This is a genomic window from Kitasatospora griseola, from assembly GCF_014648555.1.
In the GTDB taxonomy this organism is placed as follows: domain Bacteria; phylum Actinomycetota; class Actinomycetes; order Streptomycetales; family Streptomycetaceae; genus Kitasatospora; species Kitasatospora griseola.
This window is the reverse complement of sequence record NZ_BMRI01000003.1, coordinates 1-21407: the sequence shown is the minus strand read 5'-3', so window position 1 is coordinate 21407 and position 21407 is coordinate 1. Positions and strand designations below refer to the sequence as shown.

Genomic DNA, 21407 nt, shown 5'->3' with positions numbered 1-21407 from the left:
CGGCGCAGAAGGTCCGGACGCTGATCTCCCGGGACTTCGACGCCGCGTTCGCCGGGGTGGACGTGCTGATCTCCCCGACCACGCCGACCACCGCGTTCCCGATCGGCGAGCGGGCGGACGACCCGATGGCGATGTACCTCGCCGACCTGTGCACCATTCCCTCGAACCTGGCGGGCAACGCGGCCATGTCGCTGCCCTGCGGGCTCGCCCCGGAGGACAATCTCCCGGTCGGCCTGCAGATCATCGCCCCCGCGATGGCGGACGACCGCCTCTACCGCGTGGGCGGCGCCGTCGAGGCCGCGCTCAACGACAAGTGGGGTCACACCCTGCTGGAGGAGGCACCGGCACTGTGAGCAAGATCGAGAAGGCCAAGGGCTGGAAGCACTCGAAGCCCGGCCTGTGGCTGTCCATCGGCACCAGCGCGTTCGGGGCGATCTCCATCGTCAAGGACGTCCGCCACGCCCGTGAGGACAACGACACCCTCAAGCTGATCAACGCCCTGGTCGGCGCCGCCGCCCTGGTGACCGGCACCGCGCTCCTCGTGCGCGAGCTCAAGCGGCTCGGCGACGACGACGTCCTGCTCGGCTGAACCTCCCATGACTGAAGAAGGGACGCTGTGAGCGTCATGAGCCTGGTCTCCTACGAGGAGGCTCTCGCCTCGTACGACCCGGTGATGGGCCTTGAGGTCCACGTCGAGCTGGGTACCAAGACCAAGATGTTCTGCGGCTGCTCCACCGAGCTGGGCGCGGAACCGAACTCGCAGACCTGCCCGACCTGCCTCGGCCTGCCCGGCTCGCTGCCGGTGGTCAACGCGGTCGGCGTGGAGTCCGCGATCCGGATCGGTCTCGCGCTGAACTGCGAGATCGCGGAGTGGTGCCGGTTCGCCCGGAAGAACTACTTCTACCCGGACATGCCGAAGAACTTCCAGACCAGCCAGTACGACGAGCCGATCGCCTTCAACGGCTACCTCGACGTGCAGCTGGAGGACGGCGAGGTCTTCCGGGTGGAGATCGAGCGCGCCCACATGGAGGAGGACACCGGCAAGTCCACCCACGTCGGCGGCGCCACCGGCCGCATCCACGGCGCCGAGTACTCGCTGCTCGACTACAACCGGGCCGGCATCCCGCTGATCGAGATCGTCACCAAGCCGATCGAGGGCGCGGGCCACCGGGCTCCGGAGGTCGCCAAGGCGTACGTCGCCGAGCTGCGCGAGCTGATCAAGGCGCTGGGCGTCTCCGAGGCCCGGATGGACAAGGGCCAGATGCGCTGCGACGTCAACCTGTCGCTGCGCCCCAACGGCACCGAGACCTTCGGCACCCGCAGCGAGACCAAGAACGTCAACTCGCTGCGCAGCGTCGAGCGGGCCGCCCGGTTCGAGATCCAGCGGCACGCCACGGTGCTCACCGACGGCGGGACGATCATCCAGGAGACCCGGCACTTCCACGAGGAGGACGGCTCCACCACCTCCGGCCGGATCAAGGACAACGCCGAGGACTACCGGTACTTCCCGGAGCCCGACCTGGTCCCCGTCGCCCCGGCCCGCGAGTGGGTCGAGGAACTGCGGGCCGGCCTGCCCGAGCTGCCCCGGGTCCGTCGGGCCCGGCTGCAGGCCGAGTGGGGCCTGAACGACCAGGACATGCAGTCGGTGCTGAACGCCGGCGCGGTCGAGCCGATCACCGAGACCATCGCGGCCGGCGCCCCCGCCGACCAGGCCCGCAAGTGGTGGATGGGCGAGCTGGCGCGCCGCGCCAACGAGACCGGCACCGAGCTGTCCGAGCAGCCGATCACCCCGGCCCAGGTGGCCCGGGTCTGCGCGCTGGTCGCCGAGGGCAAGCTGAACGACAAGCTGGCCCGCCAGGTCATCGAGGGCGTCCTCGCCGGCGAGGGCGAGCCGGACCAGGTCGTGGAGAAGCGCGGCCTGGCCGTGGTCTCCGACGACTCCGCGCTCGGTGCGGCCGTCGACCAGGCGATCGCCGACAACCCGGACGTCGCCGCGAAGATCCGCGACGGCAAGGTGCAGGCCGTCGGCGCGCTGGTCGGCGCCGTCATGAAGGCCACCCGTGGGCAGGCCGACGCCGCGAAGGTGAAGGACCTGATCCTGGAGCGGCTTGCCGCGTAAGGACCATCAGCACAGCCTGGAGCGGCTTGCCGCGCAAGGACTGTCGAGTACAGCCCGGAGCAGCTCGCCCGAGTGCTGTCGCTTCGCACGGTGCCCGTTCCCGAGGTGGGGGCGGGCACCGTCGTTTTCGGGAAGAGAACCACATGAGGATCCTGGTCACCGGCGGCGCCGGCTTCATCGGCTCGCACTACGTCCGGACGCTGCTCGCGGACGGCTACCCCGGCCTGCGCGGCGCCCGGGTGACGGTCGTCGACAAGCTGACGTACGCGGGCAACCGGGAGAACCTGCCGGCCGCCGACCCCCGGCTGGACTTCGTGCACGGCGACGTCTGCGACCTCGACCTGCTGCGCCAACTGACGCCCGGCCACGACGCGGTGGTGCACTTCGCCGCCGAGTCGCACGTGGACCGCTCGCTGGAGTCCGCCGCCGAGTTCGTCCGCACCAACGTCGGCGGCACCCAGAACGTCCTGGAGGCCGCGCTGCGCTCCGGAGTCGAGCGGGTGGTGCACGTCTCGACCGACGAGGTGTACGGCAGCATCGACCGGGGCTCCTGGACGGAGGAGTCGCCGCTGCTGCCCAACTCCCCGTACGCCGCCTCCAAGGCCGGCGCCGACCTGATCGCCCGCGCCTACTTCCGCACCCACGGGCTGAACGTCTCGACCACCCGCTGCTCCAACAACTACGGCCCCTACCAGCACCCCGAGAAGCTCATCCCGCTCTTCATCACCAACCTGCTTCAGGGCCGGCCCGTCCCGCTGTACGGCGAGGGCGCCAACATCCGCGAGTGGCTGCACATGGACGACCACTGCCGGGCGATCCAGTTGGTGCTGGACGGCGGCCGGGCCGGCGAGGTCTACAACGTGGGCGGCGGCGACGAGCGGACCAACCGGCAGATCACCGAACGGCTGCTGGAGCACCTCGGCGCCGACTGGAGCGCGGTGCGCCACGTCGCCGACCGCAAGGGCCACGACCTGCGCTACTCGCTGGACGAGCGCAAGATCCGCGAGGAGCTCGGCTACCGGCCGCAGGTCCCGTTCGCCCGCGGCCTGGCCGACACCGTCGACTGGTACCGCGACAACCCGGCCTGGTGGAAGGCCGTCGAGCGGAATGCCGCGAACTTCCCGCCGGATCAGGCGAACTGAGGGATCGTCAGAAGGCGTTCGGCCGGGCCTCCGATGCTTCGCCGCCCTTCCCGAAAGGGTCGACGTCTGGGCCGAACGGGCGACACCGCCCCGAAGGCCCCCCGCCCCACCTGGCAATCATTACGCTGAGTTGAGGATGCGTGCCGGTGCGTGACGGGATTGGTGTAGGGTCCGGAGCGGGAACACCGGTACGGCCACGGGCCGGAGGGGGAGATGTCGATTGAACTCCACCGAATCGGTGCTGCCTGCCCGCCCTGCCCTGCGCAGGCTCACGGCCGTGCTGCTCGCGGTGCTCTGCGCCGGGTACGCGGTGGGCGCCGGGATCGGCTGGGGATCGTGCGAACTCGCCCTGGTGATGGGGGACTTCGGCCTCGCCGGAGCGGCCCTCGCGGCCGCGCTGTCCTGTGTCGCGCACGGCGTCGCGATCGGCGGCCACACCCGTCCCGCCTGGCTGCTGTTCGGGCTCTCCTCGGCGGTGGTGGCGTTCGGCAACGGCGTCTGGGGCTGGTACGAGGTGGTGCTCGGCCGGCCGCTGCCGCCGGACTCCGCCGCCGACTACCCGTTCCTGCTGTTCGCCCCGCTCGCCATCACCGGCCTGCTGGTGCTCGCCCAGCGCCCCCGCAACCCGGCCGGCTGGCTCTGCCTGGTGCTGGACGCCTGGCTGGTGGCCGGCTCGCTGTTCACCCTCAGCTGGAGCCTGGCGCTCGGCCGGGTCGCCGCCGGCGACGGTGACTCCGCGCTGAAGCTCGCCCTCGGCCTCGGCTACCCCGTGCTGGACATCCTGCTGGTCAGCCTGGTGGTCGGCCTGAACGTCCGCGGCCGGGACCGCAACCGGGCCGCCGTGCACACCGCGATGATCGGCCTCGCCGTCACCGTGGTGTGCGACGCGCTGTTCACCACCCCGCAGTTCCACAGCGACTACCACTCCGGCGAACTGCTGGACGCCGGCTGGTTCGCCGGCTCCCTGCTGCTCGCCTGGGCGCCCTGGTCGCACACCCGCCGGGCCAGCCGCGAGCACCCGTCCGCCCAGGGCTCGCCGCGCCGCCGGGTCGCCTCCACGTTCAGCGCGCTCACGCCCTACGCCGCCGCCGCGGTCTGCACCGCCGGCATCCTCTACAACGCGCTCGGCGGCCGCCCGCTGGACCGGGTGATGCTCGCCGCCGCCAGCACCGTCGGCCTGGCCCTGATCATCCGGCAGGGCGTCATGCTGATCGACAACCTGTCGCTGGCGCAGGAACTCGCCACCAAGGAAGCCCACTTCCGCTCCCTGGTGCAGGGCTCCAGCGACGTCATCATGATCGCCGGACCGTCCGGCGCGCTGTCCTACGTCAGCCCCGCCGCGCTGCGGGTCTACAACCGCGACCCGGAGGAACTGGTCGGCGGCAACCTGCTCAACCTGGTCCACCCCGAGGACGTCGACCGGGTGCTGGCCGAGGTGCGCCGGATCCTGGCCCGCGCCCGGGGCGCCCGGTTCCACAACGGCGAGCCCTCCGCCCGGGTGGAGTGCCGGATCCGCTCCGGCGAGGGGGACTGGCTGCACGTCGAATCCACCGTCAACCCGTACCGCGACGGGCTGATCCTGAACAGCCGCGACATCACCGAACGGGTGCGCCTGCAGGCCCAGTTGCAGCACAACGCGTTCCACGACCCGCTGACCGACCTGCCCAACCGCGCCCTCTTCGCCCACCGGGTCCGGGCCGCGCTCTCCGCGCAGGGCCCGGCCGGCACCGCCGTCGCCGTGCTCTTCCTCGACCTCGACGGCTTCAAGGCCGTCAACGACACCGCGGGCCACCAGGTCGGCGACGAACTCCTGGTGCAGGCCGCCCGCCGGCTCCAGACCGCCGTCCGCACCGAGGACACCGTCGCCCGGTTCGGCGGCGACGAGTTCGCCGTCCTGGTCCGCGGCCGGCTCGGCCACCCCCAGGTCCGCGACCTCGCCGAACGGATCCGCGCCGCGCTCACCGAGCCGTACTGGATCGGCGGCGCCGAACTCGGCGTCGCCGCCTCGATCGGCATCGCGTTCGGCCCCGACAGCCCGCTGCCCGTCCCCGAACCCGTCCCCGGCGAGGACGAGGACGCCCGGGCCCGCAGCGCCGACCACCTGGCCGCCCTCGCCGCCGACGAACTGCTGCGCAACGCCGACCTGGCGATGTACCAGGCCAAGTCCCGCGGCAAGGGCCGGGTGGTGCTCTACACGCCCGCGATGCGCGCCGAACTGGACCGGCGCGGCGAACTGGAGGAACGACTGCGCGCCGCCGTCCGCGAAGGCTCCTTCGCGCTGCTCCACCAGCCCGTGGTCGAACTGGCCGGCGGCCGGCTCACCGGCGTCGAGGCGCAGGCCCGCTGGCGCTCCGCCGAAGGCATGCTGCTCACCCCCGCCGAGTTCCTGCGCACCGCCGACACCGGCGACGGCGCCACCCGGTTCGCCCGCTGGCTGGTCACCGAGGCGGTCGCCGCCGCCGCCCGCCGCCGCGCCGACGGCCCCGCCGCCCCGCCCGTCGCGGTCACCGTCCGACTGGCCGCGGAACGGCTCTGCGCCCCCGGCATGTACGAGACCCTGGCCGGCGCCCTGCGGGACACCGAACTGCCGCCCGACCTGCTGGTCCTGGAGGTCTCCCGGATGGGCCCCGACGCGCTCGCCGACGAACTCGGCCGCCGGCTGGCCGCGTTCCGCCGCCTCGGGGTGTCCACCGCGCTCGCCGGGTTCGGCGCCGGCGGCGGCTCGCTCGGCGTCCTCGCCCGGATGCCGTTCGACGCGCTCAAACTGGACCGCAGCCTGGTCCAGGACATCGCCGACTCCACCCTCACCCGGGCGCTCGCCGGGCACGCGCTGCGCCTCGGCCGGGACCTCGGCCTGGTCACCGGCGCCGACGGCGTCGACCACCCCCGGCAGGTCGCCGTGCTCCAGGAGCTCGGCTGCCGGCGCGGCCAGGGCCTGGCCTTCGACCGTCCGCTCGACGAACTGCGGCTGCGCCGCGCCCTGCTGCGCCGCGGCTACCCCGTCCCGCGCCCCGGTCAGGGCCACGCCGGCCGGCGCCCGCTGCTCACCCCGGAGCCCCGCACGGGCGGCCTCTCGGAGGCCTCGGCGGCCCGTCCGGTACCCCTCCACAGCGGCCTTGAGCTGCCGCAACGCCACACCGTCGGCGGTCCGATCGGCGGCCCGAATGGTGAGACGTCGGTCCCACCAGCTTGACACCCACCGCCGCGTGGGAGGAAGGTCGGTGCCATGACCACCCGAATTCTCGTACTTGGCGGGCGCGTCGGCTGAAGACCAGCCTGACGCGCCTCCCCCTCGCATGCCCTTGGCACGAGGGGTTTTTTGTTGCACGAATCCGGGTCGGCCACCGCAGGAACCCTGGCCTCAACCCCCCGAAATCCGGACGATCGAGGCACCGCCGGAGACCGCCCCGGGAGCCACCGCCACCAGGGCCGGCGCCACCCCGAGCAGAACCCGAGAAGAGACAGGCAGATGACTGAGCACGCCGCAACCCCCCGCCGCGGGGACCACCCGGCCGCCCACGCTCCGGGTCAGCAGACCGTCGAGACGATGACCGGCGCGCAGTCGCTCATTCGCTCGCTCGAGGCCGTCGGGGCCGACACGGTCTTCGGCATTCCGGGTGGCGCCATCCTCCCCGCGTACGACCCGCTGATGGACTCCACCAAGGTCCGGCACATCCTGGTCCGCCACGAGCAGGGCGCCGGCCACGCCGCGACCGGCTACGCGCAGGCCACCGGCAAGGTCGGTGTCTGCATGGCCACCTCGGGCCCCGGCGCCACCAACCTGGTCACCCCGATCGCCGACGCCTACATGGACTCCGTCCCGATGGTCGCGATCACCGGCCAGGTCGCCTCCAAGGCGATCGGCACGGACGCCTTCCAGGAGGCGGACATCTGCGGCATCACGATGCCGATCACCAAGCACAACTACCTGGTGACCGACCCCGCCGAGATCCCCCGGGTGATCGCCGAGGCGTTCCACATCGCCGCCACCGGCCGCCCCGGCCCGGTCCTGGTCGACATCGCCAAGGACGCCCTGCAGGCCACCACCACCTTCCGCTGGCCGGTCGAGGCCGCGCTGCCCGGCTACCGTCCGGTCACCAAGCCGCACGCCAAGCAGATCCGCGAGGCCGCCAAGCTGCTGGTCAACTCCAAGCGCCCGGTGCTGTACGTCGGCGGCGGCGTGCTGAAGGCCAACGCCGGCGCGGAGCTGCGGATCCTGGCCGAGCTGACCGGTGCCCCCGTGGTCACCACCCTGATGGCGATCGGCGTCTTCCCGGACAGCCACCCGCAGCACCTGGGCATGCCCGGCATGCACGGCTCGGTCCCGGCCGTCACCGCGCTGCAGAAGTCCGACCTGCTGTTCACCCTGGGCGCCCGCTTCGACGACCGGGTCACCGGCAGGCTCGACTCGTTCGCTCCGAACGCCAAGGTCGTGCACGCCGACATCGACCCGGCCGAGATCGGCAAGAACCGCCCGGCGGACGTCCCGATCGTCGGCGACGCCCGCGAGGTGCTGGCCGACCTGATCGTCGCCGTCCAGGCCGAGTTCGACGCCGGCCACCGCGGCGACTACACGGACTGGTGGACCAAGCTGGACCACTGGAAGAAGACCTACCCGATCGGCCACGAGCCCGCCCCCGCGGGCATGCTGTCGCCGCAGCAGGTGATCGAGCGGATCGGCCGACTGGTCGGCCCGGACGCGATCTACGCCGCGGGCGTCGGCCAGCACCAGATGTGGGCCAGCCAGTTCATCCAGTTCGAGAAGCCCGCGACCTGGCTGAACTCCGGCGGCGCCGGGACGATGGGCTACGCCGTGCCGGCCGCGATGGGCGCCAAGGCGGGGAAGCCGGACGTCCCGGTCTGGGCGATCGACGGCGACGGCTGCTTCCAGATGACCAATCAGGAACTGACCACCTGCACCCTGAACAACCTGCCGATCAAGGTCGCGGTCATCAACAACGGCTCGCTGGGCATGGTCCGCCAGTGGCAGACGCTGTTCTACAACCAGCGCTACTCCAACACCGTGCTGCACTCCGGCCCGGGCCACGACGGCATCGAGCAGCCCGCCCAGGGCACCCGGATCCCGGACTTCGTGATGCTGTCCGAGGCGATGGGCTGCGTCGGCCTGCGCTGCGAGCGCCCCGAGGACCTGGACGCGGTCATCAAGCAGGCCATGGAGATCAACGACCGCCCGGTGGTCATCGACTTCATCGTCCACCAGGACGCGATGGTCTGGCCGATGGTCGCGGCCGGCACCAGCAATGACGAGATCCAGTTCGCCCGGGGCGTGCGCCCCGACTTCGGCGACGACCAGGACTGACGAGTCGGAAAGCGATGACCACCATGTCCAAGCACACCCTGTCCGTCCTGGTCGAGAACAAGCCCGGCGTGCTCGCCCGGATCGCCGCGCTGTTCTCCCGCCGCGGCTTCAACATCGACTCGCTGGCGGTCGGCCCGACCGAGCACCCCGACATCTCCCGGATGACCATCGTGGTCAACGTCGAGGAGCTGCCGCTGGAGCAGGTCACCAAGCAGCTCAACAAGCTGGTCAACGTGATCAAGATCGTGGAACTGGACCAGGCCCAGGCCGTCCAGCGCGAACTCGTCCTGGTGAAGGTCCGCGCCGACGCCGAGACCCGCTCCCAGGTCACCGAGATCGTTCAGCTGTTCCGCGCCAAGACCGTCGACGTGTCGCCCGATGCGGTGACCGTCGAGGCGACCGGCTCCTCGGACAAGCTGGAGGCCATGCTGAAGATGCTGGAGCCCTACGGCATCAAGGAGTTGGTGCAGTCCGGCCTGGTCGCGATCGGCCGCGGCGCCCGCTCCATCACCGACCGCTCGCTGCGGGCCCTCGACCGCAGCGCCTGACACCGGTCGTCTCTCCCACCCGCCGCCCACCACCACCCTCATAGGACGCGCTCCGCGCGCCGTATCAACACTTGAGCACCACCACCGAACCCTTGCCGGGTGCGCCTACGGTAGGAACCCCCGGCAACACCACCACGCAAGGAGATGTGCCCCCGTGGCCGAGCTGTTCTACGAAGACGATGCCGACCTGTCCATCATCCAGGCCCGCAAGGTCGCGGTCATCGGCTACGGCAGCCAGGGCCACGCCCACGCGCTGTCGCTGCGCGACTCGGGCGTGGACGTCCGCGTCGGCCTGCTGGAGGGCTCCAAGTCCCGTGCCGCCGCCCAGGAGGCCGGCCTGCGCGTGGTCACCCCGGCCGAGGCCGCGGCCGAGGCCGACGTCATCATGATCCTGGTGCCGGACCCGATCCAGGCCGACGTCTACAAGGAGGCCATCGAGCCGAACCTGAAGGCGGGCGACGCCCTGTTCTTCGGCCACGGCCTGAACATCCGCTTCGGCTTCATCCAGCCGCCGGCCGACGTCGACGTCTGCATGGTCGCCCCGAAGGGCCCGGGTCACCTGGTCCGCCGCCAGTACCAGGAGGGTCGCGGCGTCCCGTGCATCGTGGCCGTCGAGCAGGACGCCACCGGCAAGGCCTTCGACCTGGCGCTGTCGTACGCCAAGGGCATCGGCGGCACCAAGGCCGGCGTCATCAAGACCACCTTCACCGAGGAGACCGAGACCGACCTGTTCGGTGAGCAGGCCGTCCTCTGCGGTGGCACCGCCGCCCTGGTCAAGGCCGGCTTCGAGACCCTGGTCGAGGCGGGCTACCAGCCCGAGATCGCCTACTTCGAGTGCCTCCACGAGCTGAAGCTGATCGTCGACCTGATGTACGAGGGCGGCCTGGAGAAGATGCGCTGGTCGGTCTCCGAGACCGCCGAGTGGGGCGACTACGTCACCGGCCCCCGCATCATCACCGCCGACACCAAGGCCGAGATGAAGAAGGTCCTCGCCGAGATCCAGGACGGCACCTTCGCCAACACCTGGATCGCCGAGTACAAGGCCGGCCTGCCCAAGTACAACGAGTACAAGAACGCGGACGCCGACCACCTGCTGGAGACCACCGGCAAGAAGCTGCGCAAGCTGATGAGCTGGGTCGACGAAAGCGCCTGATCGACCCCACCTCCGTTGTACAACAAGGCTGTTCCCGTCCGGGTGATTTCGCCGGACGGGAGCAGTCCCCCCGGCGGCCCGCCGATAGACTCCCGAATACGCGTCAGGCCCACAGCGTCGTGCGTCTAGCTACGCGACATGCCACCTTCCCCCGCCCTGTGCACGCCACCTCCGTGTGGCGGGGTGAACCGGACAGTTAGGACACACTGTCGTGAGCAAATCTGTCGTTCTGATCGCTGAAGAGCTCTCGCCGGCCACCGTGGACGCGCTGGGCCCCGACTTCGAGATCCGGCACTGCAACGGCGCCGACCGCACCGAACTGCTGGCCGCGATCGCCGACGTGGACGCCATCCTGATCCGCTCCGCCACCAAGGTGGACGCCGAGGCGCTGGCCGCCGCGAAGAAGCTCAAGGTCGTCGCCCGCGCCGGCGTCGGTCTGGACAACGTCGACGTCGCCGCCTCCACCAAGGCCGGCGTGATGGTCGTCAACGCGCCGACCTCCAACATCGTCACCGCCGCCGAACTCGCCTGCGGCCTGCTGATCTCGGTCGCCCGCAACATCGCGCCCGCCAACGCCGCGCTCAAGGACGGCGAGTGGAAGCGCAACAAGTACACCGGCGTCGAGCTCAGCGAGAAGACCCTCGGCGTGGTCGGCCTCGGCCGGATCGGCGTACTGGTCGCGCAGCGGATGTCCGCGTTCGGCATGAAGATCGTCGCCTACGACCCCTACATCCAGGCCGCCCGCGCGGCCCAGATGGGCGTCAAGCTGCTCTCGCTCGAAGAGCTGCTGGAGGTCTCGGACTTCATCACCGTGCACCTGCCGAAGACCCCGGAGACCATCGGTCTGATCGGCGACGAGGCGCTGCACAAGGTCAAGCCGAGCGTGCGGATCGTCAACGCCGCCCGCGGCGGCATCGTCGACGAGGACGCGCTGCTGCGCGCCCTGCAGGACGGCCGGGTCGCCGGCGCCGGCCTGGACGTGTACGCCAAGGAGCCGTGCACCGACTCGCCGCTGTTCGCCTTCGACAACGTGGTCGCCACCCCGCACCTGGGCGCCTCCACCGACGAGGCGCAGGAGAAGGCCGGCATCGCGGTCGCCAAGTCGGTGCGCCTCGCGCTGGCCGGCGAGCTCGTGCCGGACGCGGTCAACGTCCAGGGCGGCGTGATCGCCGAGGACGTGCGCCCGGGCCTGCCGCTGGCCGAGAAGCTCGGCCGGATCTTCACCGCGCTGGCCGGCGAGGTGGCCGTCCGCCTCGACGTCGAGGTCCGCGGCGAGATCACCCAGCACGACGTGAAGGTGCTCGAACTCTCCGCGCTGAAGGGCGTGTTCGAGGACGTGGTGGCCGAGACGGTGTCCTACGTCAACGCCCCGCTGTTCGCCCAGGAGCGTGGCGTCGAGGTCCGCCTGACCACCTCCAGCGAGTCGCCCGAGCACCGCAACGTGATCACCGTCCGCGGCACCCTGGCGAACGGCGAGGAGGTGTCGATCTCCGGCACCCTCTCCGGCCACAAGCAGACCCAGAAGATCGTCGGCGTGGACGGCTTCGACGTGGACGTGGCGCTCACCGACCACATGGCGTTCTTCCACTACGAGGACCGCCCCGGCGTGGTCGGCACCCTCGGCCGGATCCTCGGCGACGCCGGCATCAACATCGCCGGCATGCAGGTGGCCCGCGACGGCGACAGCGCGCTCGCCTCGATCACCGTCGACACCGAGGTCTCGCAGGACGTCCTGACCGAGATCGCCGCCGCCATCGGCGCCCGCTTCGCCCGTTCGGTGAACCTGGGCTGACGCCCCCTCGGCACCCCCGAACGGCCCTTCCGACCTTGAGGCGGAAGGGCCGTTCGCATACCCGGAGGACGTCGCCGTCTCAGATAGTAGGAAATCCAAGTAATTTCGACGACAGTGCGGCCCACCCGTCGTACTGTGGAGTAGTCATACGGTGCGCCACCCCCGCAACGCCGGGGCGCGTGGCCCGTGGACACGTACGCGGTACGGCAGGCGACCCCTGCCAGGCGTATCTCTCCGTCACCGACCCTCGCCTCCGCGCGCTGCTGCGCCCCCGCATCAAGGAGCCCGGTATGCCTTTCGTCGCAGACCGCACCACCGCCCCCACCACGCCCTCCGCCGCCGCTGCCGTCGCCCAGCGCCGCCGTCGCCGCGCCCAGGCCGACCCGCGCACCGCCGCCGCCCTGCAGCGCGCCCTCGACCGCAGGGACAACGGCGCCCCCGCCGAGCGCTGAGCGCCAACCGCCTTACTGCGCCGGTCGGGTGACTTACCGTCACCCATGCGGTGAACGTCCGCACCCGGCCCCGCGGCGGCTCCTAGGTTGGGGCGGTGCGCACCGCCCTCGGCCTCCTCGCCACCCTCGCCCTGCTCGCCCCGACCGCGCCCGCCCACCCCGCCGGGTCACCCGGGCCCAGCACCGCCGTGCTGCTGGAGTTGTCGACCGAGCCCGCCGCCACCGCCTGGCGGCGCGCCCAGGACAGCGCCCGGCGCGAACTCCGCACCCCCGACCAGACCAGGCGCGCCGCGGCCGCCGCCGGCAGCGCCCAACGCGCCGCCGCCGACCGCTCGTTGGACACCCTCACCGCCACGCTGCGACGCGCCGTCCCGCACGCCCGCCCGCTGTACCGCACCCGCACCCTGGTCAGCGGGCTCGCCCTGCGGCTGCCCGCCGACGAACTCCCGCGCCTGGCCGGCCTGCCCGGCGTACACGCCGTCCACCCCATCACGCTCGAACGGCCCGCCAACGGCTACTCGGTGCCGCTCACCGGCGCCCCGCACGTGTGGGACGGGCCCGCCGGGCACACCGGCGAAGGCGTCCGGATCGGCATCGTCGACTCCGGCATCGACTACACCCACGCCGACTTCGGCGGCCCCGGCACCCCCGACGCCCACCGCGCCGTGGACGGCGCCGCGCCCGCGCCCGCCGGACTGTTCCCCAACGGCAAGGTGATCGGCGGCAAGGACCTGGTCGGCGACGACTACGACCCCGACCCGGCCGCCGAGCACTACCAGCCCGACCCGCACCCCGACGACAACCCGCTCGACTGCGCCGCCAACGGCCACGGGACCCACGTCGCCGGCACCGCCGCCGGCCTCGGCGTCACCACCGACGGCAAGCCCTACCGCGGGCCCTACCGGCCCGGTCTGAACCCCGCCGACTTCAAGGTCGCCCCCGGCGCGGCCCCCGGCGCCCAGCTGTACGCCATCAAGGTGTTCGGCTGCCACGGCTCCACCGACCGGCTCGCCGCCGCCCTCGACCTGGCCGCCGACCCGAACGGCGACGGCGACCTCTCCGACCGCCTCGACGTGGTCAACCTCTCCCTCGGCAGCCCCTTCGGCCGCCCCGACGACGCCGACGCCCTCGCCGCCGACCGGCTCGCCGCCCTCGGCACCGTGGTGGTCGCCGCCGCCGGCAACGAGGGCGACGCGTACGGCATCGGCGGCAGCCCCGGCACCGCCGCCCGGGTGCTCACCGCCGCCGCCTCGGTCGACCCGCACGGCGACGCCGACGGCATCACCGTGCTCGCCCCCGCCGACCTCGCCGGGACCGTCCCCGCGCACTGGAGCGGCCGGTACACCCAGTGGGACACCGCTGCGGTGAGCGGCGAACTCGCGGTTCCGTCCGCCGACCCGGACGGATGCGCGGCGTTCGACCAGGCCGACGCGGACCGGCTGCGGGGGAGGATCGCGATCCTGCGCTGGACCACCAAGGACGCCGACCGGGCCTGCGGCTCCGCCCCGCGCGCCGACCACGCCGCCGACGCCGGAGCGATCGGCGCGCTGTACGCCGCCGACGGCGACAGCCTCGGCGAGATCGCCGGCGACGAACGGATCCCCGCCGCGATCCTGGCTCGCGCCGACGGCGAACGGCTGCTGACCGCCGCCCGGAACGGCCCCGTCACCGTCCGGCTCGCCGCCCCCGGCAACCCGCTGCACGGCGCCGTCCCGCAGGACCAGCCGCAGCGCACCGACACCCTCGCCTCCTTCACCTCCCGCGGCATCGGCGTCGACGGCATCGTCAAACCCGACCTGGCCGCGCCCGGCGAGACCGTCTGGTCGGCGAAAGCCGGCTCCGGCAGCGACGGCCAACGCGAGGACGGCACCTCGATGGCCACCCCGCACCTGGCCGGCCTGGCCGCGCTGGTCCGCTCCGCCCACCCCGAACGGAGCGCCGCCGAGATCAAGGCCGCGCTGATGAACACCGCCACCGACACCTACCTGCACGACGACCGCACCGGGCCGGTGTACGGCCCTGAACGCACCGGCAGCGGCCGGGTCCGGGTGGACGAAGCCGTCCGCACCCCCGCCCTCGCGTACGGCACCCAGCTGGAGGGCGCGGTCGGCGTCTCGTTCGGCGTGGTCGAGGCCACCGGGGCGTACACGGCCACCCGTGAGGTCGCCGTCCGCAACCTGAGCGACCGTCACCTCGCCTACTGGGTCGGATACTCGGGCTCGACGGAGGTTCCCGGCGCGACGTTCGGGCTGTCGCCCGGGTGGGTGGTGCTGCCGCCGTACGGCACGGCGGAGGTCACCGTCACGCTGCGCCTCGGGAGCGGCCTCGGGCGGGCGCCCGATCCGACCCTCGACCTCGTCCAGGCCGGGCACGCCCGCGCCTACCGGAGCGAACTGTCCGGGCGGCTCGTCCTCACCCCCGCGGACCCGGGACTGCCCGCGCTCCGGGTTCCGCTGTTCGCCGCGCCGCGCCACGCCACCGACGCCACCGCGCTCGGCACCTCCGCCGCGTTCGGCGTCGCGCAGCCCGACCTGCTCACCGTCCTGCAGCCCGGCGGCGCCGCCGGTGACCCTGCCGCCGAGCTGCGGCACGCCGCAGCCGCCGTCGACGACCAGGGCATGCTCCACCTCGCCGCCGTGCTGTCGGCCCCCGCCGCGACGCCCGTAGGCGCGCACGGCCTCCGCGCCTCCCTCGACCTCGACGGCGACGGCGCCCCCGACGCCACCGTCCTCGCCGACCGCCTCCCCGGCAGCGACGTCCTCGTCGCCCGCACCCTCGACGCCCGCACCGGCGCCGAACTCGACGTCCAGCCCCTGAACGGCCGCTGGGGCGACACCGACACCGCCCTCCTCGACTCCGACACCGTCCTCCTCCCGGTCCGCCTCGCCGCGCTGCCCCCGGCCACCGACCTCCACTACACCCTCTCCTCCGGCCCGGACCCGACCCCCTCCACCCTCGGCCCGTACCCCGTCGACCTCACCCGCCCGACCCCCGTCCTGCACACGGTCCGCCCCGGCGAGACCCTCCACACCGGGTTGCGGGACGCCCTGCTCATCCACCACCTGAACCGGGTCGGGCAGCGCGTCCAACTGCTCACTCAGAAGGGTGATCCCGGGCGGGAAGCCACCCGGTAGCCTGACAGCACAGGCCAGAATCCCCGCCATGGGAGCACTGATGAGCGTCGACCCGTACCCGGACTGGCTCCGCCCGCCGGTCGGCGGCTACACCGCCGACGACCTCGACCGACTGCCGGACCTCCCGCCGCACACCGAGTTGATCGACGGGAGCCTGGTTTTCGTGAGTCCGCAGGTGAGGTTCCACATGCGAGTGCTGCGCGTTCTCGAGAACGCGCTGGCCGCCGCCGTTCCCTCGGGGTGGGAGGTCCTGCGCGAGATGTCGGTCAAGATCGACACTCGAAATCGCCCGGAGCCGGATCTCATGGTGGTCGCCGAAGAGGGGAACACGGGCCAGAGCCAGACCTTCAGCCTTGCGGCTGACGTTCTGCTGGCGGTTGAAGTGGTGTCCGTCGAATCGAAGATCCGCGACCGCGAGATCAAGCCCGTCAAGTACGCCGCCGCCGGCATCCGCTTCTTCTGGCGGGTGGAGAACGTCGACGGCCGACCCGTCGTCTACACCTACGAGTTGGACCCGGCGAGCAACCGCTACACCCCCACCGGGATCTTCCACGACCGGCTCAAGATCGAGCACCCGTTCCCCGTCGACATCGAGCTGAGCTGACGCCCCGTCCAGATGGTGGACGGCGCGTGCTCAGGGCCTGGGACGGTTGTACTGTCCGAAACATGTCTCGCACCATTCGTCTCGCAGTGATCCCGGGTGACGGCATCGGCCAGGAGGTCGTGGCCGAGGGCCTCAAGGTGCTTCGCGCCGCTCTGCCCTCCGACGTGAAGCTGGAGACCACCGAGTACGACCTCGGGGCCCGGCTGTACCACCGGACCGGGGAGACGCTGCCGGACGCGGTGCTGGAGGAGCTCAAGGGGCAGGACGCGATCCTGCTCGGGGCGATCGGCGACCCGAGCGTGCCGTCCGGGGTGCTGGAGCGGGGGCTGCTGCTGAAGCTGCGGTTCGCCTTCGACCACCACATCAACCTCCGTCCCGGCAAGCTGTTCCCGGGTGTGCAGTCGCCGCTGGCGGGGCAGCCGGAGATCGACTTCGTGGTGGTCCGCGAGGGCACCGAGGGCCCGTACGTCGGCAACGGCGGCACGCTGCGCACCGGCACCCCGCAGGAGGTCGCCACCGAGGTCAGCCTGAACACCGCGTTCGGCATCGAGCGGGTCGTCCGGGACGCCTACCGTCGCGCCCAGGCCCGCCCGCGCAAGAAGCTGACGCTGGTCCACAAGAACAACGTGCTGGTGCACGCCGGCCACCTGTGGACCCGGATCTTCGAGCAGGTCGGCCGGGAGTTCCCCGAGGTCACCACCGACTACCTGCACGTGGACGCGGCGACGATCTTCTTCGTCACGCAGCCCGAGCGGTTCGACGTGATCGTCACCGACAACCTGTTCGGCGACATCCTGACCGACCTGGCCGCGGCCGTCACCGGCGGCATCGGCCTGGCCGCGTCCGGCAACATCAACCCGAGCGGCGACTTCCCGTCGATGTTCGAGCCGGTGCACGGCTCCGCCCCGGACATCGCCGGCCAGGGTAAGGCCGACCCGACCGCCACCGTGCTGTCGGTCGCCATGCTGCTGGAGCACCTCGGCTTCGCCGCCGAGGCGGCCCAGGTCGAGGCCGCGGTCGCCGCGGACCTCACCGAGCGGGCCGGCGCCCGGTCCACCTCGGAGGTCGGCGACGCGCTCGCCGCCCGAGTATCGGGCTGACCGGCCGGACCACAATTCCGGCCGACGGGCCGGTTCATATACGTACAGCCTCCCGGCTGTTCGGCACGGCCCTCTGGATGCGAGTATCGACAGTGGGCCGTGCCGTCATGCGTTCCTCCGCCCGGCGGTGGCCCAGCCAAACCCCACGGTGAAGGACAGACAGCCATGAGTACGCCCACCCAGGCGCCCATCACGTTCGACCTCAAGCCCTCGGCGCAGCCGCTGTCCGACGCGGAGCGCGAGGCACGACTGGCCAACCCCGGCTTCGGCCGGATCTTCACCGACCACATGGTGACCATCCGCTGGACCGAGGGCCGCGGCTGGCACGACGCCCAGCTGACGCCGTACGCGCCGCTGGAGATCGACCCGGCCAACATGACCCTGCACTACGGGCAGGCGATCTTCGAGGGCCTGAAGGCCTACCGCCAGGCCGACGGCTCCATCGCGACCTTCCGCCCGGAGGCCAACGCCGAGCGCTTCCAGGCCTCCGCCCGCCGCCTGGCGATGCCGGAACTGCCCGTCGAGGCGTTCGTCGAGGCCGTCGAGCTGCTGGTCCAGCAGGACCAGGCGTGGGTGCCGAACCAGGCCGAGCAGAGCCTCTACCTGCGGCCGTTCATGTTCGCCACCGAGGTCGGCCTGGGTGTGCGCCCGGCCAACTCCTACATCTTCATGATCATCGCTTCGCCGGCCGGCGCGTACTTCCCCGGCGGCGTCAAGCCGGTCTCGGTCTGGCTCTCCGAGGACTACGTCCGCGCCGCGCCGGGCGGCACCGGCGCCGCGAAGTGCGCCGGCAACTACGCGGCCTCGCTGGTCGCCCAGGCCGAGGCCGCCGCGAAGGGCTGCGACCAGGTGGTCTGGCTGGACGCCGCCGAGCACAAGTGGGTCGAGGAGATGGGAGGCATGAACCTCTACTTCGTCGTCGGCGAGGGCGAGAACGCCACCGTCGTCACCCCCGAACTCTCCGGCGCCCTGCTCCCCGGCATCACCCGCGACTCGCTGCTCACCCTCGCGGGCGACCTCGGCTACCGCTCCGAGGAGCGCAAGATCTCCACCGACGAGTGGAAGCAGGGCAACGCCGACGGCACCATCACCGAGGTCTTCGCCTGCGGCACCGCCGCCGTCATCACCCCCGTCGGCCACGTCAAGTCCGCCACCGCCGACTGGACCGTCGCCACCGGCGAGCCGGGCCCCATCACCATGCAGCTCCGCGAGGCCCTCCTCGCCGTCCAGAGCGGCCACCGCCCGGACACCCACGGCTGGCTCCACAAGATCGTCTGACGCCACCGGCCCGGGCATTCCATGGCGGAATGCCCGGGCTCGATAACCTCGGAAAAACTCCACTCGTTGAGCAGATCGGATAGGAGGGAGGGACCATGACCGCCGCGATGTATGACGCCAGCGATGTCGGGCACAGCCCGGAGGACGACCTCCTCGAAGCCTTTCTGGCCCTGCACACCCCGAAGGGGTTCAAGGCCGAGCTCATCGAGGGAGAGATCGTCGTGACCCCACCGCCGGACGGCAACCACGAGGCCGTGTTCGGTCGGATCAGCCGCCAGGTGTTCCGACTGTCCGACGGTGACATCACGCTCGCCGGGAACAAGGGCCTGAACGTTCCCGGCGGCAAGTTCATCCCGGACATGACGTTCGCCATGGAGGGTGCGTTCGACGAGCAGCCGCCGTGGATGGAGCCGCGGGGCTTGCTGATGGTCGTGGAAGTGACCTCCAGCAACCCGGGCAGGGACCGGGAGGCCAAGCGTCTGGGCTACGCCGCCGCGGAAATCCCGCTGTACCTGCTGGTCGACCGTCAGCGGCGCGAGGTCGTGCTGTACAGCCATCCGGAGAAGGGCGACTACTCGGGGACGCACATCGTGCCGGTCGGCGATCCGCTGCCGCTGCCCAAGCCGTTCGGGTTCGACCTGGCTACGGACCGGCTGATCTGAGCCGTTTCGGATGGCGAGACGGGTCTGTCGTATCGCGGACGGTGTGCAAGACTGCAAAGGTGTCCTCGCTTTCGCTGATTATTAGCAGCAGGCGCGCCGGTCCGCAGTGACCGCTTCCGTGGCAACACCCTGATCGCGGAGCGACCACCAGCGTCCAGACCCGCGCGCAGACCTCTCGCACCCGCGAGGGGTCTTTTGTTTTGTCCCGGACCGGCCCGGGCCCTCACGAGGGGCCCGGAGACACCGGGGACGCGCGCGGGATGCTGGACAGTGGAGCCGGATTCCGATCCCGGCAAAATGCACGAAAAACTCCACCGAACGGAGAACCCAGGGCCATGACCGAGGCCAACAGCCGCCCGCACGACGGCTTCCACGTCTTCGACACCACGCTCCGCGACGGCGCCCAGCGGGAGGGGATCAACCTCACCGTGGCGGACAAGCTGGCCATCGCGCGCCACCTGGACGAGTTCGGCGTCGGCTTCATCGAGGGCGGCTGGCCCGGCGCCAACCCCCGTGACACCGAGTTCTTCGCCCGTGCCCAGGCCGAACTGGAGCTGAAGAACGCCCAGTTGGTGGCGTTCGGGGCGACCCGCCGGGCCGGCGGGAAGGCCGCCGAGGACCCGCAGCTGGCGGCGCTGGTGGCGTCCGGCGCGCCGGTGGTGACGCTGGTGGCGAAGTCCCACGACCGGCATGTGGAGCTCGCGCTGCGCACCACGCTGGAGGAGAACCTGGAGATGGTCCGGGACAGCGTGGAGTTCCTGCGCTCCCGGGGCCGCCGGGTGTTCATCGACTGCGAGCACTTCTTCGACGGGTACAAGGCGAACCCGGAGTACGCGCTGGCCGTGGTCAGGGCCGCGCACGGGGCCGGCGCGGACGTGGTCGTGCTGTGCGACACCAACGGCGGCATGCTGCCGGCGGGCGTGCGGGAGATCGTCGCCACCGTGCTGGCGGAGACCGGCGCCCGGCTGGGCGTCCACGCGCAGGACGACACCGGCTGCGCGGTCGCCAACACGCTGGCCGCGGTGGACGCGGGCGCCACGCACGTGCAGTGCACCGCGAACGGCTACGGCGAGCGGGTCGGCAACGCCAACCTGTTCCCGGTGACGGCGGCGCTGGAGCTGAAGTACGACCGCCGGGTGCTGCCGGCCGGCAGTCTCGCCGAGATGACCCGGATCTCGCACGCCATCGCCGAGGTGGTCAACCTGACCCCGTCGACCCACCAGCCGTACGTCGGCCTCTCGGCGTTCGCGCACAAGGCGGGCCTGCACGCCTCGGCGATCAAGGTGGACCCGGACCTGTACCAGCACATCGATCCGGAGCTGGTCGGCAACACCATGCGGATGCTGGTGTCCGACATGGCGGGCCGGGCGTCGATCGAGCTGAAGGGCAAGGAGCTGGGCTACGACCTGTCCAGCGACCGCGACCTGGCGGGCCGGGTGGTGGCCCGGGTGAAGGCGCAGGAGAACCTGGGCTACACCTATGAAGCGGCGGACGCCTCGTTCGAGCTGCTGCTGCGCGACGAGGTGAACGGCGGCGAGCGGCTGCGGTTCTTCGAGCTGGAGTCCTGGCGGACCATCAGCGAGCAGGGCCCGGAGGGCCGGGCGGGCAACGAGGCCACCGTGAAGCTGTGGGCGCGGGGCGAGCGGAAGGTGGCCACCGGCGAGGGCAACGGCCCGGTCGACGCGCTGGACAAGGCGCTGCGGGCGGCGCTGGAGTCGATCTTCCCGCCGCTGGCGAAGCTGGAGCTGGTGGACTACAAGGTCCGCATCCTGGAGGGCCAGCACGGCACCGGTTCGAAGACCCGGGTGCTGATCGAGTCCACCGACGGCACCGGGACGTGGTCGACGGTCGGGGTGGCGGACAACGTGATCGCGGCGTCCTGGGTGGCGCTGGAGGACGCGTACACCTACGGCCTGCTGAGGGCCGATCAGCAGCCGTAGCCGCGGTCGGTGCGAGGAAGTGCCCGGGGGGCGTGCGGAAGGCTCCGCACGCCCCCTTCTGGGCGTGACCATGACCTCTTCGTCAGCGCAGGCGGGCGAGGAGGGCGTGCTCGACGAGGGTGATGAGGGCGCTCTTGGCGCTGTCCCGGCGTCGGGCGTCGAG

General features: G+C 71.8%; 16 protein-coding genes and 1 pseudogene. 16 read left to right on the top strand and 1 reads right to left on the bottom strand.

The genetic code is table 11. From position 1 onward, the window contains the following. The 16 genes from IEZ12_RS37695 to cimA all read left to right on the top strand — a co-directional run. On the top strand, positions 1-353 hold a 353-nt coding region (locus IEZ12_RS37695), incomplete at its 5' end, for an amidase family protein (protein ID WP_268250232.1). Then, positions 350-589, top strand: coding sequence for a hypothetical protein (locus tag IEZ12_RS04295; RefSeq protein WP_043916116.1), 240 nt, complete (start codon positions 350-352; stop codon positions 587-589). The genes IEZ12_RS37695 and IEZ12_RS04295, both read left to right, overlap by 4 nt. Positions 590-616: 27 nt before the next feature. Then, positions 617-2119 carry an Asp-tRNA(Asn)/Glu-tRNA(Gln) amidotransferase subunit GatB gene (gatB, locus tag IEZ12_RS04290; RefSeq protein WP_189270906.1) on the top strand — a complete coding sequence of 501 codons (1503 nt, stop codon included), beginning with the start codon at positions 617-619 and terminating at the stop codon, positions 2117-2119. 143 nt (positions 2120-2262) lie between these two features. After that, positions 2263-3261: a dTDP-glucose 4,6-dehydratase gene (rfbB, locus tag IEZ12_RS04285; protein WP_189270905.1), complete on the top strand. Its 999-nt coding sequence runs from the start codon at positions 2263-2265 to the stop codon at positions 3259-3261. A 220-nt stretch (positions 3262-3481) separates the two neighbouring features. After that, on the top strand, positions 3482-6454 hold the full coding sequence (locus tag IEZ12_RS04280) for a putative bifunctional diguanylate cyclase/phosphodiesterase (protein ID WP_189270904.1): 2973 nt from the start codon (positions 3482-3484) through the stop codon (positions 6452-6454). A 276-nt stretch (positions 6455-6730) separates the two neighbouring features. Next, the gene (locus tag IEZ12_RS04275; RefSeq protein WP_189270903.1) at positions 6731-8581 is read left to right on the top strand and encodes an acetolactate synthase large subunit; all 1851 of its coding nucleotides are present in this window, start codon (positions 6731-6733) and stop codon (positions 8579-8581) included. 23 nt (positions 8582-8604) lie between these two features. Next, positions 8605-9129: an acetolactate synthase small subunit gene (ilvN, locus tag IEZ12_RS04270; protein WP_043916846.1), complete on the top strand. Its 525-nt coding sequence runs from the start codon at positions 8605-8607 to the stop codon at positions 9127-9129. Positions 9130-9283: 154 nt separating this feature from the next. Continuing rightward, positions 9284-10282, top strand: a complete 999-nt coding sequence (gene ilvC, locus IEZ12_RS04265) for a ketol-acid reductoisomerase (protein ID WP_043916121.1) — start codon at positions 9284-9286, stop codon at positions 10280-10282. Between the two features lie 211 nt (positions 10283-10493). After that, positions 10494-12074, top strand: a complete 1581-nt coding sequence (gene serA, locus IEZ12_RS04260; protein WP_189270902.1) for a phosphoglycerate dehydrogenase — start codon at positions 10494-10496, stop codon at positions 12072-12074. A 290-nt stretch (positions 12075-12364) separates the two neighbouring features. Then, positions 12365-12526, top strand: a complete 162-nt coding sequence (locus tag IEZ12_RS04255; RefSeq protein ID WP_161801124.1) for a hypothetical protein — start codon at positions 12365-12367, stop codon at positions 12524-12526. A gap of 95 nt (positions 12527-12621) precedes the next feature. Then, positions 12622-15660, top strand: coding sequence for a S8 family peptidase (locus IEZ12_RS04250; RefSeq protein WP_189270901.1), 3039 nt, complete (start codon positions 12622-12624; stop codon positions 15658-15660). Between the two features lie 28 nt (positions 15661-15688). Further along, entirely contained in the window at positions 15689-16264 is a 576-nt protein-coding gene (locus IEZ12_RS04245; protein WP_189270900.1) for a Uma2 family endonuclease, read from the top strand. A 62-nt stretch (positions 16265-16326) separates the two neighbouring features. Then, positions 16327-17364 (top strand): 3-isopropylmalate dehydrogenase, encoded by a 1038-nt coding sequence (locus IEZ12_RS04240; protein ID WP_043916124.1) that lies wholly within the window; start codon positions 16327-16329, stop codon positions 17362-17364. 165 nt (positions 17365-17529) lie between these two features. Continuing rightward, entirely contained in the window at positions 17530-18642 is a 1113-nt protein-coding gene (locus IEZ12_RS04235; protein ID WP_189270899.1) for a branched-chain amino acid aminotransferase, read from the top strand. 95 nt (positions 18643-18737) lie between these two features. After that, positions 18738-19304, top strand: coding sequence for a Uma2 family endonuclease (locus IEZ12_RS04230; protein ID WP_229847238.1), 567 nt, complete (start codon positions 18738-18740; stop codon positions 19302-19304). A gap of 335 nt (positions 19305-19639) precedes the next feature. Beyond that, the gene (gene cimA / locus IEZ12_RS04225; RefSeq protein ID WP_189270898.1) at positions 19640-21244 is read left to right on the top strand and encodes a citramalate synthase; all 1605 of its coding nucleotides are present in this window, start codon (positions 19640-19642) and stop codon (positions 21242-21244) included. Positions 21245-21326: 82 nt separating this feature from the next. Here cimA and IEZ12_RS04220 read toward each other — a convergent pair. Continuing rightward, a pseudogene (locus IEZ12_RS04220) lies at positions 21327-21407 on the bottom strand (ATP-binding protein); the annotation flags it as partial.

Excerpts from the sequence above, each read along its gene's own strand:
- rfbB (WP_189270905.1), top strand. The coding sequence starts at position 2,263 with ATGAGGATCCTGGTCACCGGCGGCGCCGGCTTCATCGGCTCGCACTAC.
- cimA (WP_189270898.1), top strand. The coding sequence starts at position 19,640 with ATGACCGAGGCCAACAGCCGCCCGCACGACGGCTTCCACGTCTTCGAC.
- IEZ12_RS04245 (WP_189270900.1), top strand. The coding sequence starts at position 15,689 with ATGGGAGCACTGATGAGCGTCGACCCGTACCCGGACTGGCTCCGCCCG.
- ilvN (WP_043916846.1), top strand. The coding sequence starts at position 8,605 with ATGTCCAAGCACACCCTGTCCGTCCTGGTCGAGAACAAGCCCGGCGTG.
- IEZ12_RS04235 (WP_189270899.1), top strand. The coding sequence starts at position 17,530 with ATGAGTACGCCCACCCAGGCGCCCATCACGTTCGACCTCAAGCCCTCG.
- IEZ12_RS04230 (WP_229847238.1), top strand. The coding sequence starts at position 18,738 with ATGACCGCCGCGATGTATGACGCCAGCGATGTCGGGCACAGCCCGGAG.
- IEZ12_RS04275 (WP_189270903.1), top strand. The coding sequence starts at position 6,731 with ATGACTGAGCACGCCGCAACCCCCCGCCGCGGGGACCACCCGGCCGCC.
- IEZ12_RS04255 (WP_161801124.1), top strand. The coding sequence starts at position 12,365 with ATGCCTTTCGTCGCAGACCGCACCACCGCCCCCACCACGCCCTCCGCC.
- IEZ12_RS04240 (WP_043916124.1), top strand. The coding sequence starts at position 16,327 with ATGTCTCGCACCATTCGTCTCGCAGTGATCCCGGGTGACGGCATCGGC.